This window comes from Flavihumibacter fluminis (assembly GCF_021491375.1).
In the GTDB taxonomy this organism is placed as follows: Bacteria; Bacteroidota; Bacteroidia; order Chitinophagales; family Chitinophagaceae; genus Flavihumibacter; species Flavihumibacter fluminis.
The window spans coordinates 508,018-524,515 of record NZ_JAKEVY010000004.1 but is presented as its reverse complement, the minus strand read 5'-3'; the positions used below and the strand labels follow the sequence as shown (position 1 = coordinate 524,515).

General features: G+C 45.7%; 16 protein-coding genes. 8 read left to right on the top strand and 8 right to left on the bottom strand.

The window, feature by feature from the left end; all coding sequences use genetic code 11:
* Window positions 1-4 precede the first annotated feature (4 nt).
* Window positions 5-2,527 carry a serine hydrolase gene (locus L0U88_RS17500; RefSeq protein ID WP_234867642.1) on the bottom strand — a complete coding sequence of 841 codons (2,523 nt, stop codon included), beginning with the start codon at window positions 2,525-2,527 and terminating at the stop codon, window positions 5-7.
* A gap of 25 nt (window positions 2,528-2,552) precedes the next feature.
* Window positions 2,553-3,479, bottom strand: a complete 927-nt coding sequence (locus L0U88_RS17495; protein ID WP_234867640.1) for an AraC family transcriptional regulator — start codon at window positions 3,477-3,479, stop codon at window positions 2,553-2,555.
* A 152-nt stretch (window positions 3,480-3,631) separates the two neighbouring features.
* Between L0U88_RS17495 and L0U88_RS17490 the strand changes: the two genes are divergently transcribed.
* Genes L0U88_RS17490 through L0U88_RS17480 form a run of 3 tightly spaced genes read left to right on the top strand, consistent with a single transcriptional unit; the run spans window position 3,632 to window position 6,422 of the window.
* Window positions 3,632-5,164 carry an aldehyde dehydrogenase family protein gene (locus tag L0U88_RS17490; RefSeq protein WP_289623318.1) on the top strand — a complete coding sequence of 511 codons (1,533 nt, stop codon included), beginning with the start codon at window positions 3,632-3,634 and terminating at the stop codon, window positions 5,162-5,164.
* A gap of 28 nt (window positions 5,165-5,192) precedes the next feature.
* Entirely contained in the window at window positions 5,193-5,519 is a 327-nt protein-coding gene (locus L0U88_RS17485) for a DUF779 domain-containing protein (protein WP_234867638.1), read from the top strand.
* 24 nt (window positions 5,520-5,543) lie between these two features.
* Entirely contained in the window at window positions 5,544-6,422 is an 879-nt protein-coding gene (locus tag L0U88_RS17480; RefSeq protein ID WP_234867636.1) for an aldose 1-epimerase family protein, read from the top strand.
* 73 nt (window positions 6,423-6,495) lie between these two features.
* Here L0U88_RS17480 and L0U88_RS17475 read toward each other — a convergent pair whose 3' ends face one another.
* The 3 genes from L0U88_RS17475 to L0U88_RS17465 form a co-directional block, all read right to left on the bottom strand.
* Window positions 6,496-7,299 carry a nucleotidyl transferase AbiEii/AbiGii toxin family protein gene (locus tag L0U88_RS17475; protein WP_234867634.1) on the bottom strand — a complete coding sequence of 268 codons (804 nt, stop codon included), beginning with the start codon at window positions 7,297-7,299 and terminating at the stop codon, window positions 6,496-6,498.
* On the bottom strand, window positions 7,296-7,973 hold the full coding sequence (locus L0U88_RS17470; RefSeq protein ID WP_234867632.1) for a type IV toxin-antitoxin system AbiEi family antitoxin domain-containing protein: 678 nt from the start codon (window positions 7,971-7,973) through the stop codon (window positions 7,296-7,298). The genes L0U88_RS17475 and L0U88_RS17470 overlap by 4 nt, the downstream gene beginning before the upstream one ends.
* Before the next feature lie 227 nt (window positions 7,974-8,200).
* Window positions 8,201-8,443, bottom strand: coding sequence for an SAM-dependent chlorinase/fluorinase (locus L0U88_RS17465; protein WP_234867630.1), 243 nt, complete (start codon window positions 8,441-8,443; stop codon window positions 8,201-8,203).
* Between the two features lie 160 nt (window positions 8,444-8,603).
* On the opposite strand from L0U88_RS17465, the gene L0U88_RS17460 reads away from it, so the two are divergent.
* Together L0U88_RS17460 and L0U88_RS17455 are read left to right on the top strand one after the other, a co-directional pair.
* Entirely contained in the window at window positions 8,604-9,926 is a 1,323-nt protein-coding gene (locus tag L0U88_RS17460; RefSeq protein WP_234867628.1) for a DEAD/DEAH box helicase, read from the top strand.
* Between the two features lie 4 nt (window positions 9,927-9,930).
* On the top strand, window positions 9,931-10,740 hold the full coding sequence (locus L0U88_RS17455) for an N-acetylmuramoyl-L-alanine amidase (protein WP_234867626.1): 810 nt from the start codon (window positions 9,931-9,933) through the stop codon (window positions 10,738-10,740).
* A 17-nt stretch (window positions 10,741-10,757) separates the two neighbouring features.
* Here L0U88_RS17455 and L0U88_RS17450 read toward each other — a convergent pair whose 3' ends face one another.
* Complete coding sequence (locus L0U88_RS17450; RefSeq protein ID WP_234867624.1) at window positions 10,758-11,891, bottom strand: metallophosphoesterase; 1,134 nt, start codon at window positions 11,889-11,891, stop codon at window positions 10,758-10,760.
* A gap of 61 nt (window positions 11,892-11,952) precedes the next feature.
* Between L0U88_RS17450 and L0U88_RS17445 the strand changes: the two genes are divergently transcribed.
* Window positions 11,953-12,903, top strand: a complete 951-nt coding sequence (locus L0U88_RS17445) for a DUF72 domain-containing protein (protein ID WP_234867622.1) — start codon at window positions 11,953-11,955, stop codon at window positions 12,901-12,903.
* 204 nt (window positions 12,904-13,107) lie between these two features.
* Here L0U88_RS17445 and L0U88_RS17440 read toward each other — a convergent pair whose 3' ends face one another.
* A complete protein-coding gene (locus tag L0U88_RS17440) occupies window positions 13,108-14,400 on the bottom strand; it encodes a Y-family DNA polymerase (RefSeq protein WP_234867620.1) in 1,293 nt (430 codons plus the stop codon).
* A 136-nt stretch (window positions 14,401-14,536) separates the two neighbouring features.
* On the bottom strand, window positions 14,537-14,971 hold the full coding sequence (locus tag L0U88_RS17435; protein WP_234867618.1) for a LexA family protein: 435 nt from the start codon (window positions 14,969-14,971) through the stop codon (window positions 14,537-14,539).
* Window positions 14,972-15,077: 106 nt separating this feature from the next.
* On the opposite strand from L0U88_RS17435, the gene L0U88_RS17430 reads away from it, so the two are divergent.
* Together L0U88_RS17430 and L0U88_RS17425 are read left to right on the top strand one after the other, a co-directional pair.
* Entirely contained in the window at window positions 15,078-15,797 is a 720-nt protein-coding gene (locus L0U88_RS17430) for a hypothetical protein (protein ID WP_234867616.1), read from the top strand.
* Window positions 15,798-15,807: 10 nt separating this feature from the next.
* Window positions 15,808-16,479 carry a hypothetical protein gene (locus tag L0U88_RS17425; protein ID WP_234867614.1) on the top strand — a complete coding sequence of 224 codons (672 nt, stop codon included), beginning with the start codon at window positions 15,808-15,810 and terminating at the stop codon, window positions 16,477-16,479.
* The last annotated feature ends 19 nt before the right edge of the window (window positions 16,480-16,498 follow it).

The window sequence follows — 16,498 nt, the reverse complement described above, 5'->3', positions numbered from 1 at the left end:
GTATTCATCTTTTGATTAGTCTGCCGGGAAATGTTCCCATGAATTCTTTGTTGGCATATACCAGTTCTCCATTGACCCAGACTTTCAGAATTCCATCGGACAAGGCCTGTGGATTCTGTATGGTGGCATGGTCCTGGATGGTATCGGGATCCAGCAACACCAGATCTGCATAGTAGCCTGCCGCGATTAGTCCGCGTTGCCGGATGCCCACATGTTCTGCTGAGAGGGCGGTCATTTTGTTGATCGCTGTTTCGAGCGACATGATTTTTTTCTCTCTTACATATTCAGCCAGTACTCTTGTAAAAGATCCATAGCCTCGTGGGTGGCCGCCATCAGCACCATCCGAACAAATATTCGTGTGTTGCCAGCTTAAAAATGCGGATACATCTGAATCGGTCATGGATTTTCCCATAATGCCTTCCACTCCACCACTATCCGGATGGGCTTTGCGGTAGGCTTCCGCTTCTGCAATAAGTGCCATTAGTGTACGGGCAGGCGTTTCCTTTCGCAGCGCTGCAACTTCCGAGAGTGTTTTGCCGCGGTATTCTGGTCGGGGTTTAAATGCTACCAATACTGATGCGGAAGGATCCAGGCTTTGGGTTACCGCGAATTCAGCACTGGCTTCATTGGTATAATCGGTTTTAGGAAACAATACTTTGAGGGTACTGCGCCAGAATTCATACGGATAAACATCCGCCGTGATATTGATGCCCTGCTGTCTCGCTCTTTCCAGACGTGCCAGGATCGCCGGGGCAGTTTTCCAGTCGTTTTTCAAAGCTATTTTCAGATGTGAAATCTGAACCGGTATACGGGCTTCTTTTCCGATGCCGATGATCTCTTCAATGGCATCGTTCAACTGAATGTCTTCACTACGCAGGTGGCTTATATAACGTCCCTGGTTAAACGAAGTTACCTTTGCCAGTTCCAATACTTCGTAATAGGAAGAGAACCAGGCACCCGCATATTCCAGTCCGGTTGATAAGCCCAGCGACCCTTTTTTTAGTTCGGCAGCCAGCAGGACTTTCATTTTATTCAATTCGTCAGGTGTAGCTGTCCGGTGCAGCTTATTCTCCCCCATAACTTTTTCCCGAAGTCCGGTATGGCCGGTATAGGTTGCCAGATTTATAGCCGGAGCGGTTCTTTTGATAGTGGCCTCCAGGCTGTCCATCCAGCTCCCATATCCATCCTGGCCGGCTACAATGGTAGTGATTCCCTGATTTAGGGCTGCCAAAGCCTGTGGTTTGGATTGAAGCGAGCCTTCGAGGTGACTATGCGTATCAATAAACCCGGGAGCCAGAATCTTTCCGCCTCCGTCTACCACCGGTTCACCAGGGAAGGGTTGCAGTTCGCCTACTGCCAGAATTTTGTCGCCTTCCATGCGTACAGCGGCGTTGCGGGCAGGTGTGCCGGTTCCATCCACCACTTTTACATTGGTAATGATTCGGGTAGGCTTTACCGTTACAGGGTTTCCATTGAACCAGTTCCTGGCTGCTACCATGGCTGCCGGATTGCTGCCACTGCTAAGCAATATCAGGGTGCGATTCTTTTTGACATCCCGCATGATAATATTCACAAAGCCTGTCCAGCCGCCGGTATGCGAATATTGTTCACCCGGTTTGTCAATACCCCATCCGAAACCATAGGGATAACTGGAATCACGGCCAGGAATAGTGAGTGGTACCGGCTGGAAAGCCATAGCCAGTGTAGCAGGCTTTATAATTTTAGATTTATACAACTGCTGCTCCCATTTGAGCAGGTCTTCTGCAGAAGAAAAGAGATTGCCATCACCCACAACACCATCCCAGAAAGTAAGATCATTCAGTCTTCGTTGACCATTCTCTTCCCTGAATCCCTTTACCTGATTGGGATTGTTAACGGTGTCGGGTAGCCGAAAGATATAGGTGTTCTTCAAGGCAAGGGGACGAATGATTTCTTTTTGAAAAAACGCTTCAATACCCTGGCCTGAAACTGTTTCAAGAATGGAAGCCAGTAATACGTAATTCGTGTTACAGTAGGACCAGGAACTGCCGGGTGAAAATTGCATGGGAGGCCGGTATTGAGCCAGCATCGCAAGCAGCAGTTTATTGTTGAGTGTATCTGCATTACCCCGGTTGTTGTTGAACAATTCAAAATACTCCGGTAGTCCGGATGTATGCGTCATCAGTTGACGGATTGTTACTTCCGGATAAGGAAGGGATGGCAGGTGTTTTTTTGCAGGTTCATCCAGTTGTAACAAACCCCGGTCAAACAGGATCAGTATGCCTGCGCAAATAAATTGTTTGGTTATTGATGCCAGGTTAAATGGGGAGGAAATGCTCAAAGGTTTTCCGGATTGAAAATCCGCTACCCCATAGGTTTTGGAGAGGATCGGTTTCCCCTTTTCCGCATACAGTACTACACCGTTAAAACGACCAGATTGATAGAGTGCTGTGAGCGCTGAATCCATTTGCTGCACCTGTGCAACAAGTTGATGCGGGCTAATCAATAGCAAGGTGCCTGCCAGCAGCAGGACAATCAATTTTTTCATAACTCCAGTTGGAGCCTGAATTTAACTATTTAATCAGACAAGCCTGATAAGAACCTGGAGTTATTCCTTCTGCCTTTTTGAAGAGGCGAACGAAATAGTTTACATCACTGAATCCGCATTGGAGACTAACGGACGTGACGGACTGCCGGGGATCGGCCAGTAGTTGCTTGGCCAGTTTGATCCGTTCGCGGTTGATGTATTCAAGAGGGGTAATGCCAAACTGCTCTCTGAACCACTTGAAAAATGCGTTTCGGCTCAGATAAGCCTTGCGCGACAAATGATCCATGGAGATTCGTTCGGTCAGGTGCTGGTGAATGAAATGCAATACATGGTGAAGGCGACTGTGATTACCGGCTGTATCCGATTCCACTTTCACCTGCATCAAATGCTGGCTCTGGAGCAGCCGGATCAGCAATTCCTTGAGGCTTAGATCTGCAAATATGTTTTTGGCTTTATCCCCGCTGCTGCAAACACGAATGATCTTATTGATGGTTTCGGTAATTTCTGTATCGTTTTCAAAATGATACTGATTAAACTGCAATCGCCATTGGTGTTGCTCATCCGGATCGTTGTTGTAATAACTGTTCAGGTACTGCAAGGTATCGGTAACATATCGTGCATCCACCGCCAACGCGATGCATTGTGAAGGGTTGTCGGCACTGGCTTCCGGAAAATCGATCACCATGGTTTCATCGGCCGGAACAATAACGGTTTCTCCGGGCAGGTAATCAAAGGAAGGTTTATCCAGGAGGTGCATGATTTTTTTTCCGCGAACCATGCTGGTGATAACAAAATCACTGAAGGTGAGCGGCACCCGCCAGGCCTGCTGATAACTTTCGAACACATTCAGTTCGCAGTTTTGCAGATTGAATACGCGCCTGTTTTCCACCAGTGTCTGGAGGTATTTCGGATGTGTGAGATCAATCTTTTGTAAATATTTTCCGGATGGCATGCGTCGTCAGATTCCTTCTTTCAAGTTAGTTCAATTTTCTACGGGGTGCAAAAGGCAAAGTACAATTGTGCTATAAAAAAATACAATCGTGATGCCATCTCCCTGAAAATGGTTGAAAATTCAGGGTCTTAATAACGATTAAAAGCTTCCATATGAGTACAGCAACAGCATCGGCGCCGGTGTCTAATGTGGCGCCCCGCCCAAATTTTAAAGACCGGTACGATCATTTTATCGGTGGCCGTTGGGTTCGTCCGGATTCCGGTCAGTATTTTGATAATATTTCCCCTATTGATGGTAAGCCATTTACACAGGCAGCACGGGGTAATGCAGTTGATATTGAAAAAGCCATTGACGCCGCCTGGGAAGCTTTTCCGGGCTGGAGTAAAACAGGCGCAGCCCAGAGAAGTAATGTGCTCTTGAAAATAGCACAGGTAATTGAGGACAACCTGGAGTACCTGGCGCGTGTAGAAACGATCGATAATGGCAAAGCAATCCGGGAAACCCGGGCAGCGGATCTTCCATTGGTAGTGGATCATTTCCGGTATTTCGCAGGTGTGATTCGTTCTGAAGAAGGAACCATCAGTGAACATGATGAAACGACGGTCAGCATTAATCTGCATGAGCCGATTGGGGTAGTGGGACAAATCATTCCCTGGAATTTTCCCTTACTGATGGCAGCCTGGAAAATTGCGCCAGCATTGGCGGCCGGATGTTGCGTGGTGGTAAAGCCTGCTGAGCAAACACCTACCAGTATTATGTGCCTGATGGAATTAATTGGAGAGCTGCTACCAGCCGGCGTGTTGAATATTGTAACCGGATTTGGTATTGAAGCAGGTAAGCCACTGGCAACTTCTCCACGGGTGAGTAAGGTGGCTTTTACCGGTGAAACCACCACAGGAAGACTGATCATGCAATATGCTTCGGAAAATCTGATACCGGTGACCATGGAGCTGGGAGGAAAGAGTCCGAATATTTTCTTCTCTTCTGTTGCAGCGGAAGATGATGCGTTCTTTGACAAGGCAGTAGAAGGTGCGGTGATGTTCGCATTGAACCAGGGCGAAGTATGTACCTGCCCATCGCGCATATTGGTGCAGGAAGATATCTATGAGAAATTTATGGAGCGGGTAATTCGTCGTACACAGGCAATCAAGATGGGAAATCCGCTGGCGGAAGATACCATGATGGGGGCACAGGCATCGGAGGATCAATATCATAAGATTCTTAGTTATATTGACATAGGCAAGCAGGAAGGGGCCCAGGTATTGTGCGGTGGCGGTCCTTTCCATATTAACTCCGGATTGGAACATGGCTATTACATTCAGCCAACAATCTTTCGTGGACATAACAAGATGCGCGTTTTCCAGGAAGAAATATTCGGTCCGGTTGTATCTGTCACCACATTTAAAACCGTGGAAGAGGCGATCTCCATTGCAAATGATACCCTGTATGGATTAGGAGCAGGTGTATGGACCCGTGATGCGCATGAATTGTACCAGGTGCCGCGTGCCATTCAGGCGGGACGTGTATGGGTGAACTGTTATCACCATTATCCGGCGCATGCACCATTTGGTGGATATAAGAAATCCGGATTTGGACGCGAAACGCACAAGATGATGCTGAATCATTATCGCCAGACCAAAAACATGCTGATCAGTTACAGCCAGAACAAACTTGGATTTTTTTAACAGTTGTGAATAGTTACGGAGCCAGATCATGGAAAACTTAGTACGATCTACACTTGCAGCCAATGAGTTGATTGCAAGGCTGAAAGAAATGCATGGTCCGCTTATGTTTCATCAGAGTGGAGGCTGTTGTGATGGATCTCAGCCCATGTGTTTTGTGGAAGGGGAATTCAAAATTGGTGAAAGTGATATTTGTCTGGGTGAAATAGAGGGATGTAAGTTTTACATGAGCAGAGATCAGTATGAATACTGGAAACATACCCGCCTGATCCTGGACGTAGTGCGGGGAAGGGGCAGCAGTTTCAGTCTGGAAATTCCGTTGGGCGTCCGGTTTCTCACACGCAGTGAACTGGTTTGAGGAATCGGCGCCTTATCTTTACGTATGCGAATTACAATTCAGAATGAACGCGTACGGGCAGTGATTCATCCGATTGGGGCCGAATTACAGGAGTTAAAAGACCTGCAGTCAGGAGTTAATTACCTATGGAGCGGTGACCCTGCCTATTGGGGCAAGTATTCACCCGTGCTGTTTCCGATAGTTGGAGCGCTAAAAGAGAATACCTATTTCTATAAGGGGCATCAGTATTCCTTGCCCCGTCATGGATTTGCACGCGAAAGAAGTTTTGAATGCATTGATCAGTCGCCCGAGAGTGCCAGTTTTTTGTTAATAGCTGATGCTACAACACGGGAAGTATATCCATTCGACTTTCAATTGGTGATCCGGTATAGTTTATTGGATAACCTGTTATCCTGCACCTATATGGTAACGAATCCGGGTAAGGAAGACTGCTATTTTTCGTTAGGTGCACATCCGGCTTTTGCGGTTCCTTTCGGGACTTCGGTTGCCGATCAGCGATATGAAGATTATTATTTGGAGTTTTCAGACTCTGATTCGCTTCTGCGATATACATTGGACAAAGGTTTGATTGGTAAAGGGACTACTGAAATACCGTTGCGGGATAAAAAACTGCAACTGCAAAAAGAATTATTCCGGCAGGATGCGATTGTCCTGAAAAATCTGCCTGATACGGAAATCCGGTTGCGGTCTGATAAGCATGCACATGGGCTTGATTTCGGGTTTCGGGATTTTCCCTTTTTCGGAATCTGGGCAGCACCGGATGCGCCTTTTGTTTGTCTGGAACCCTGGTGTGGTATTGCGGATAGTGTTGACCATAACCAGCAACTGACAGAAAAGGAAGGCATCATTCGTCTGCCTCCGAATGAAATTTTCGAACGTCAATGGACGGTGCGCATTTATTGAACCTTGCTAACGGCAATGGACCAGTTGGATCCGGAAAATTTTGCGTTCTGTGTTAATTCGTGACTGTTCATTTCTAAAGTTTCAATTTTTTAAGGTGTCTTTGCACTTCACGTTCTACCTGGTCAAAGTTGGGAAGGTCTTTTATTTGCTCACTCATGGAGCTTTTCCACCTGCCTTTGTATTGCGGTAATCTTTCATCTAATTTTTTTGGAAAATCGGTGTGCAGTAAATCTTTGCATTTGCATTTGGCTTCAAATTCACTCACATAAAAATCTACATCCATTTTATGTACTTCAAGCAAATACCAGATGTCGTAGAAATCTCTTGCTTGCATGCGTTGCATTACCGAACGCATTTTTTCAACTAACACTTCCTCTAATAGATAACACAATAATTGATGTTCTTCCAAATCAGAATAGTCAATAAAAACGTCTTTCATTATCGGTTCAAAAACCAGTTGTTCACTACGTGAAATATCAACTTTTACTTTTTTGTTGTTTCCTTGTCCGCCAAGCGGACCAATGTAATTAATGTAAAAGTTGATGCTGCCGTCTTCATGTTCATTGTTATCAATAATGTCAAGCGGAATGTTGGCTTCATCTTTTATGAATTCAAAAACCTCTTTGAACCATGCGAAAATTTGTTCATTCGATATTTCGGCATTCAGTAATGTGAAATCTAAGTCCTCCGAAAAACGGTAATCTTCAAAATAGACTTTCTTTAATACTGTTCCTCCTTTGAAAACGATTACTTCAGAAAGTTGCTCATGTTTTGAAATTCCAAACAGAATCCAAGAAAGAATATAATCCTTTTCGATTTGCTGGTCACGAACACCAATGGTATTTGCTTTTAGCTGTATTTCTCCCGGTTTAATCATGTGTAAAAAGCAGATTTAATAGTTTCGGTTTCCAAATTTTGTTGAATACTCCACCGGCTTATTCGCTTTCCCGTTTTAGGCAATTCGGTATCAAGCACCACATACGAAGTGGTTTTCATTTGTTGTAGTTCCTTAATAATAGGGGTATTGATGTCTAATATTTCCAAAAGAAACCCCAATCGTTTAATTACTGCTTGCGAATCAAATTTCTTGGCGTATTCAAGAAGTGTATCGTATTTTATTTTGTCTTTAGAAGCGTAGATTGCTCTTGCCACTTCAACAATTCCCCCCGCATAATCGGGTTTGAATAAGCAATCAATAAAAGTTTTTTCTAAATCTGAACACAGCACTTTATGAAAGCTGTCAATCCAGATTTTCTTTGAACCAAAAAAATGCTTGTCGTTGTGATAGATAAATTGAAAGAGAACTTCTTTAATTTTTATTTCCGATGGTCGTATTTGTTTAGAAACAACGATTTGTTCCTTTAATGATGGCTGTGTAATTAGGTTGTGTATTTGCAAAGCAGAATAATAGCCGATGTAATGTCTGGCATCATTCACCAGATGTTCAGCTATCAAATGCCAGTCTGGCATAAAGGTTTCCGCATTTTGCTCATAAGGTATAATGTAATAAACACCATTTTTCAAACGCATCAACAAACCTCTTTTTGTCATGTTGCTAAGTAGCTCTCTCACCGTGCTTGCGTTAGAGTCAGGTAGGGCTTTGTATGCCAAAGAATAGTCAAAGCAATTTCTGTTCTGTCTGTTGAAATAGGACAGAATCTCGTTTGATTGTGTTGAGATGTATTTATTTTTCATAGTAATACTGTCAGGATAAACCTGACATAAATGATACGAAAGATAATTAATTAATGGTCATGAATTGTTAAAATAATTATTATTTATAGTTTAATTGTCAGGATAAACCTGACATATATGATATGAAACATAATTAATCCCATTAATCTGTCTACTACAGAAACCACTACCGTTCCGGCGGGCCAGAAAGGAATTGTTTGTCTCAGGCGGTAGGCGGCTGTCCAGATATAATAGGCCGGGATTTCATGCGTCAGATCGTACTGTGCCAGTTTGGGTGAAACGCCGAAGGCAACGCCTTTCATCGCAGCAACAGCCCCGTCTTTCAATCAGAAATCAGTCTGGTGAAAAGGAGAACGGATAAAAGGAGGAAAGGAGGAAACGATACATAAGCATGGGTTCAGCCATCTAAAGGTAGGAGAAAGCTCGCCCCAATTGCACTATCTTTACGACTTAACGAAATGAGATTTATAAGTGAAGTTTACTGATTTGAACCTTGATCCGGGACTGATGGAAGGAATCGAAGCATCCGGATACATTACCCTAACACCTGTACAGGAACAGGTTATGCCGGCCATTTTAGAAGGAAGAGACCTGATCGCTTCTGCGCAGACCGGCACCGGCAAAACCGCTGCTTTTTTATTACCGATACTAAGCCGATTGATCGAACATCGCCACGAAGGGCATACCAGCGGGGTGATCATCGTGCCAACCCGCGAGCTGGCTGTGCAGATTGCGCAGCATGTAGAGGGACTATCCTATTTTACGCCAATCAGTTCATTGGCCATTTATGGTGGTGGTGATGGAGGGGCTTTTGTGCAGGAGAAACAGGCATTGCGCAACGGCGTTGACCTGGTGATCTGTACGCCTGGCAAACTGATCGCTCACCTGAATATGGGTTATGTGGATTTCAGCCAGGTACAGTTCCTGGTGCTGGATGAAGCAGATCGCATGCTGGATATGGGATTTCATGATGATATCATGCGCATCATACGGCATCTTCCAGAAAAGCGACAGAGTCTGCTGTTTTCGGCTACCATGCCGGAAAAAATCCGCAGCCTGGCGAAAAAGATCCTGAAACAACCGGTGGAAGTGAACATTGCCATTTCAAGGCCACCGGAAAAGATAGTTCAGCGCGCTTACGTGGTATATGAACCTCAGAAAAAAGCCCTGATTCAAAAGATTATTCAGGATACACCGCATCGAAGCCTGATCATATTCTGCAGTCGCAAGCATACGGTAAAAGAACTAACGCAAACCCTTAAGCGAGCTAAGTTCACCGTAGCTGAAATTCATTCTGATCTGGAACAGTCGGAACGGGAAGATATACTGGGCGGCTTTAAAAGTGGCCGTATTCCGGTAGTGGTGGCAACCGATGTATTGAGCCGTGGGATTGATATCGATACCATTGATGTGGTAGTCAATTACGATGTGCCGCATGATGGAGAAGATTATGTTCACCGGATCGGAAGAACTGCCAGGGCGGAAAAAGATGGGAAAGCGTTTACGCTTGTCAGTGAGGCGGAGATGCATCGCTTTGGCCGCATTGAACAATTGATTGGGAATGAAGTGCCAAAGCTGGAAATTCCTGCTGAACTGGGACCTGGTCCGGAGTATAAGCCCGGTGGGGGGAAGAAGGGAGAACGGAGAAAAGGAGACGGGAAGCATGGACAAGGGAAACGGGGGGAAAGGAGGCAGGGGGAAAGGAAGATGGAGGAAAGGAAGAAGGGGAACCAGCCTGTGTCTAACGGAGAACCTAAAGCGAAGATTAAGCTGGAAAAGAAAAGCAACAATCCTGGTCCTACAGAATAATAGCATGCATACTTTGAATCGAAATTCCTGGCTGGCTGTACTTGTTTCAATAGCCTTGATCTGGGCCTGTAGTCCGAATCCTTATAAGGTTACCAATCGTGTTCATAAAAAGCAGGTTCGGCAGTTTGCGAAGCACCTCAAACAATTTCCTCCGGCTCAATCCATGTCTACTGCTCCGTATTGGGTAGGTACTACTAATTTTGGAATGCGCAAGCCGAATTTTGTGATTATCCATCATACGGCTCAAAATAGTTGTGATCAAACGCTGCGAACCTTTACTTTGCCTCGTACCAAAGTGAGTTCCCATTATGTGATTTGTAAAGATGGAACCATTCATCATATGCTGAATGATTACCTGCGTGCGCAGCATGCCGGAGTGGGAAGCTGGGGTTATGATGCAGATCTGAATTCATCCAGTATTGGTATCGAGCTCGATAACAATGGCTTTGAATACTTCGATGATCGGCAGTTGAACAGTTTACTAACGTTGCTGGACACACTAAAAAAGCGTCACAATATTCCTGCAGGTAATTTTATTGGCCATGGTGATATTGCTCCAACCAGGAAAAATGATCCGAACTGGCGTTTTCCCTGGAAACAATTGGCAGATCGCGGGTTTGGAAAATGGTTTGCAGATACCACGGGAGTTGAAGTACCTGAAGCATTTGATAAGGTTATGGCTTTGCGTTTGGTAGGGTATAGTGTAAGTGATTCGGTTGCTGCCAGACAGTCGTTTAAGCGGCATTGGTTGCAGGATACCACAGCAGGGTGGACGCCCGAGGCAATAAAGATACTTTACCAATTGAGCAGATAATCTCCAGGAGCCTGGATTTAAGAGCTGAGCCGTTGTGATAACTTAACCAGGTGTTCTTCTTCTGCTACGATTCGTGTTGGCATTCCGTCTTTTTTTGACCACTTCACCAGTCGGATATAGCCGTCGGCAATTTCGAGTCCGGTTATGGTGCCATCATCAAAACAGCAACATCCTGCATTGAAATAACTGGGTCGCATGGTGTGGTACAGGTGACTCACATGATCATATTCCCGCTTCCTTCTTGGAATTTCAGCTTTGATTTCCTGGATTTTTTGGTGATCCTGGTTTTGTTGTGCTTCTTCCAATTGGAGGTACAATCGTTCCAGGTGGGTTAAAGAATTGAACACAGGCTGGTGGGTATGTCCTGTTATCAATACCAGGTTTTGCTGAGCCGCACTCCATTCGTACATATATTGATTGTGCAGTGATTTGAGATTGGAGTTGGAAGAGGGAGAATTGGTATTGACTTCAAGGAAAGCCTGCAGGGGACCCCAGATATAACTGACAAACCATTTGGAAAATGCGTTGCCATCACTCTGTGCATCACCCTGGTGCCCATGGGTGCAGAAAAAATCAAGGTGACCATAAGGCAGTTCTGCTCTTAAAACCGCGCCGGCAAAGGCTTTTACAGGCAGGCCGTAAATGGATTTAAGAAAACTCGGAGCAAGGGGATCGTTTCCCCAATAAAGATCGTGGTTGCCAAAAATCTTGACAAAAGCGTTGCGATTTGCGAATTGGATTTCCTTTTCAAAATTGGTTTTATTGTATTTGATAACATTGGGCAGTATATTTTCCCATAGTTCTTCACTATCGCCCAAATTGATATAGTAAAAATTTCGTTGCAGGTAATAATCGAGTGCTGCCAGGTAATTGTCTTCACAGATAGCAAAATCATCTGCACCATCGCGGGTGCCTTTGTGCAGGTCGGTAAAAATGATGACAGGATGTTCATCGGGACGGAAACCAACCAGGGGGCCCATTTTGCCAGGCTCCGTTATGATGGAACGATATAACTCTGATAGTGCCAGGTTAACATTGGTCTGTTTGGGTGCGGAGCTGAACCTGGCAACCGCCCAAAGGACCGGTTTTTTCAAGATGAATTGAAGGATCAGCCGGATCCACTCAAAAATGGCCAGGAAAATTTTTCGCATATGGAAAGTTACAAACTGGCGTGGAATCCATGCAAGGCTCTTTATCTTGCTGTAAAAAGAAATGGATTTCGGACGGGTATTACCGGAACAATTGGAGCGCGTGGATTTTACATTGCCACCTGATCCATTCCTTACACAACAGGTTTTGCCAGGGAAACGGGCGACTGATCCTAAATTATTCCTGGGTGCAACAAGATGGACAGTAGCTGAATGGGCAGGTAACCTGTATCCGCGTACTACAAAGCCACCCGGATTTTTAACTGCCTATGCCCGACAATTGAATACGGTGGAGTTGAATGCTACGCATTATAAAATTTATTCGAGGGAAGAGTTGCGGAAATGGGTTCAGCAGGTTGATGATGCCGGTAATTCGGTTAATCATCCAGGTGAATTTGTGTTTTGTCCGAAGCTTTACCAGGGAATCAGTCATCGCGGAGCATTAAAAGGAAAAGAGAATTTGGTGCAGGAATTCAGCTCGGCTGTCCAGGTTTTTAATGAAGGAAAGTTTACAAAACTGGGACCAATATTCATTCAGTTCTCAGATTCGTTTGCGCCTGGCCGACAGGTTGAATTGCTGGAGTTTCTGGCATCGCTCCCGGCTTCGGTTCAATGGATGATTGAATTAAGGCATCCTGCCTGGTTTGAGGCAAGCTCAAGAATGCAGGATTTTTTTGGGATGCTGGCTCAATTGAAAATCGGATTGGTGATTACGGATGTGGCAGGCCGCCGCGATGTGAACCCGATGTTGCTGACAGTCCCCAACGTGATGATCCGGTTTGTGGGCAACCAGGGGCATTCGACTGATTATAGCCGGATGGAGGCCTGGGCGAAACGGTTGGGACAATGGTTTGCATGCGGACTTGAAACTGCGTATTTTTTTCTGCACCTGGGAGAGGAGGCATTGGTTCCGAAATTTTCGGTGTATGCAGGGCAGTTGTTGAAGCAGAAAACAGGAGTGGGAACAGCGGTTCCGGTGTTGGAAGAGGAGCCGAAGCAGGGAAGTTTGTTCTGATGCATGGAAAGGGAGACAAAGGAGGCAAAGGAGGCGGGAGACATGGAAGAGGGAACAATGGAGGATGGAAGATGGAGGAAAGGAAGAAGGCTGGGGAAAATTGGGAATTCTTCTCAGGTTTGACATCTCACATCTGACGTCTCACTTCTCACATCTGACGTCTCACGTCTCACGTTTGACGTCTCACATCTCACATCTGACGTCTCAAGACACTTGCGGGAGGTCTTTCCAGGAGGTAGTATAACGGGGGCTCATTTGATCCTGACGCATAGTCCAGGTTGGTTGGAGACCGGTAGCCCCGAAATGAATAGTGTTGGCTCCCTGGCTGAAATTGATATTATCCAGCGCTTTCATGAGATTTTTAGTTGTTGGTTCATGAACCTCATTGTTTTCAGCGGAGTGTATAAACAGGTTTTCCTGTAAACTGGAAGCAGGAACCAAGCCAGATAGTTGCACACCCGCTTTCAGGTATTTTCTTTTTCCCTGGTAGATCAGCGGCAGGAGCGGTAGCGCATAGGTCAGTAGTTCATTGGTACCTGAGCAGGGTTTGGGCAAGCGCAGAGCGGTGCTGAATTTTTTCGGATTATAGGTAAACTTATTTTCATCTGCGGCTACAATATAGAGACCAATTTCAGTGGCGGCACTGTCCTGCCTGCGAAGTTTTTCGGCTGCCCTTGCCAGGTAGGTCGCAACAGCTTCGCGGATCTCTTCCAGTTCATAGACTGGTCGGCCAAACATGCGACTGCTGCCGATCATTTTTTTCTTTTCCAGAGGATCTTTCAGATCAATGCAGGGAATTCCATTCAACTCTTTGTGCAATCGTACCCCAACTACGCCACCCATGTTTTTTTGCACCCAGTTAATAGGGAGGCGGCTGAATTTCAGGGCATCGGTAATGCCTAAGCGGCGCAATTTTTCCGCATATTGGTGGCCGATACCCCATACCTCTCCGATTTCTGTTTCTCTTAAGGCCATTTCAAGTTCGGCAGGTTTTTGAAGAACGAGTGCACCCCTGGTTTCCTGTTTATTTTTTTTAGCCAGTCGGTTGGCCAGTTTGGCGAGGACTTTAGTAGGTGCTATACCTACTGAAACCCGGATGCCTGTCCAGGTTTCTACCCTTTGTTTTAATCCGGATGCTATTGACGTAAGCAGCTCAGTGGGAACCTGTGCAAGTTGCAGGAAAGCCTCATCTACGGAATATACTTCCACTTTTTCAGCACCCACGAAGTTGCGCAGGGTGTCCATCACCCGCATGCTGAGTTCGCCATAAAGCTGGTAATTGGAGGAGAAAACCGCCACCCTGTTTTCATTAATCTGGGATTTGTACTGAAAATAGGGGGCACCCATTTTGATGCCAATGGCTTTTGCTTCATCACTGCGTGCGATGATGCAACCATCGTTATTGCTTAACACAACCACGGGCTGGTTCTCCAGATCCGGCCGGAACAGCCGTTCACAGGAGCAATAAAATGAATTACAATCTACCAGTGCAAACATCTCTTTGGAATTTTGTCATTTCTCATCTTCCCTTCCTCCCTCCTCCCTCCTCCTTGTCTCCTTTCTCCCTTGTCTCCTTTCTCCCTTGTCTCCTTTCTCCCTTGTCTCCCGTCTCCCTTGTCTCCTCTTCCATACCTTAAAAGCTGTGAATTGTATGCGTCACCACTCCCCAAATTGAAAAACTCTCGCATGCGGGGTCAATATCAATCGGTGCGAGGCGATTTGTTTCGGGAATCAATCGCATTTTATTGAATTGTTTTTCGTACCGGCGAATCAGCATTTCACCATTGAGATTGGCGATTACGATATGGCCATTGCGCGGGGTGATAGATCGGTCTACAATTACCAGGTCGCCCTGGTGAATGCCGGCACCTTCCATTGATTCTCCCCGAATGCGGAGAAAAAAAGTGGCCGGTTTATTCCGGATCAGAAAATCATTCAGGTCGAGCGCGCGGGTTGCATAGTCGTCGGCAGCAGCTCCGAAACCGGTGGCATTTGCATTTCGAACATCCTGTTGTTCAAAAGATTTGGTACCGGTATAAGCCGCGGCATAAGCATTATCGAGTTCCATAAAAATGATTGTGGTTAAAAATTAGTAAGCAGACAACAAAAATATTTGTTTTTGCTAAATTAATTAGTATTTTTATGCTAAATAAGTTGGTTTAAAATCCGAAGCGATGAGCAAACCTGAAATCTTCAACAAACCGGCTGGACAAGAAGGTGCGGCCAGCAAGGGGGAAGCAGCCTGGAACGAGGCATCCTCGGCAAGGAAGGAGGCAGCGGCCAGCAAGGGGGAAGCAGCCATGGGTGTGGGCGGCGGATCCTATGCAAAGAACTATGAATTGAATGTAAAGCTGCCGGAGACGATTCTGTGTGCGGTGGCAGAAACGGCTGCAGAGCTGGAGGGCCTCAGAAAAGCACAGTTAGTTAAGCTATCAAGGTCGGTCCTTACAATTGCACGTTTCCAGGCAAGGGAAGAGATGGAAGGCACGCTGTTGCGCTGGATCAACCGCATACTGAGCAGTCAATCGGGTTTCCGATTTGCATTCAATAATTATGGAAGCATGCCGGGTAAACCGTTGTATTGGCGTGTACAAAATGCGGAACCTTTCCGGCGACTAACGGATAGTTTCCGGGTGCTGGAAGGTTGGTTGCAGGGAAATGGATGCCATGGACTTGAATTATTTTCTCACCCAAGGCTCCATTTGCTGGATGAACTGGATAGTAGTATTGAGCGGGAGGTACTAATGGCTTTTTCAGCCTCCACTTTTTATGAAGTTGTTGAATTGCAGGAAGTAGAGTTATTGGTAACCGAGCAGTGGGCGAATGAATACCGGTTGGTTTCGAGGTTCTCCCTGCTGCCTGAGGGATTTAAACAAGCGAGTAGTAATCATTAAAATTCTGGATATGCAAGTGCATCAGTCGATTGGTGAAAAAAGACAGGAAGGTTTTTTTCGGTATTCATCAATGCCGGGGTACCAGGAGCATGAATACCAATTGGTATGGTCTATTCCGGATGCGGTGAAGGAGAAAATCAGAAAAATCCGAATGGGTTTACAGGAGAAATATCCGATGCCCTATGGCGCTGGACAACAGGTTTTGTTGCCATTGGTGAAATTCAGGCAACGGCAATTATTGGAAGAACGGGTAAAGCAATCCATTTATCAATTAGCTACTGGTTGGCGACCATTTCAAATCCGGCTCCAGGATTTTGCGGCGCAACCTTCCCACAGTATTTATGTTCCGGTTGCTACGCGGGCGAGTAGTTACGGTAATGCAGGATTCGCAGGAATAACACGTGATTTGAAATCAATTCAATTGCTGTTACGGCTTGACAAGGAACATACCCCCTTCTTCATAACAGAGCACAAAATCCTGGTTGCGGGGAAACTGCCCTCTCATGTATTTGACAAAGCCTGGCTGGAATATTCTCAAAAATCATTTTCAGCCCAGTTCCTGGCAGATGCCTGTCTGCTGTTAAAACGATCGGCAGGAAACCCCAACTGGCAAATCATCCAACGGGTGGAATTAAGAAATCTTCCTGTGGGTGTGAGGCAACAATCCTTATTTGAGGCCTGATTCAAAAGAAGTAAATAAT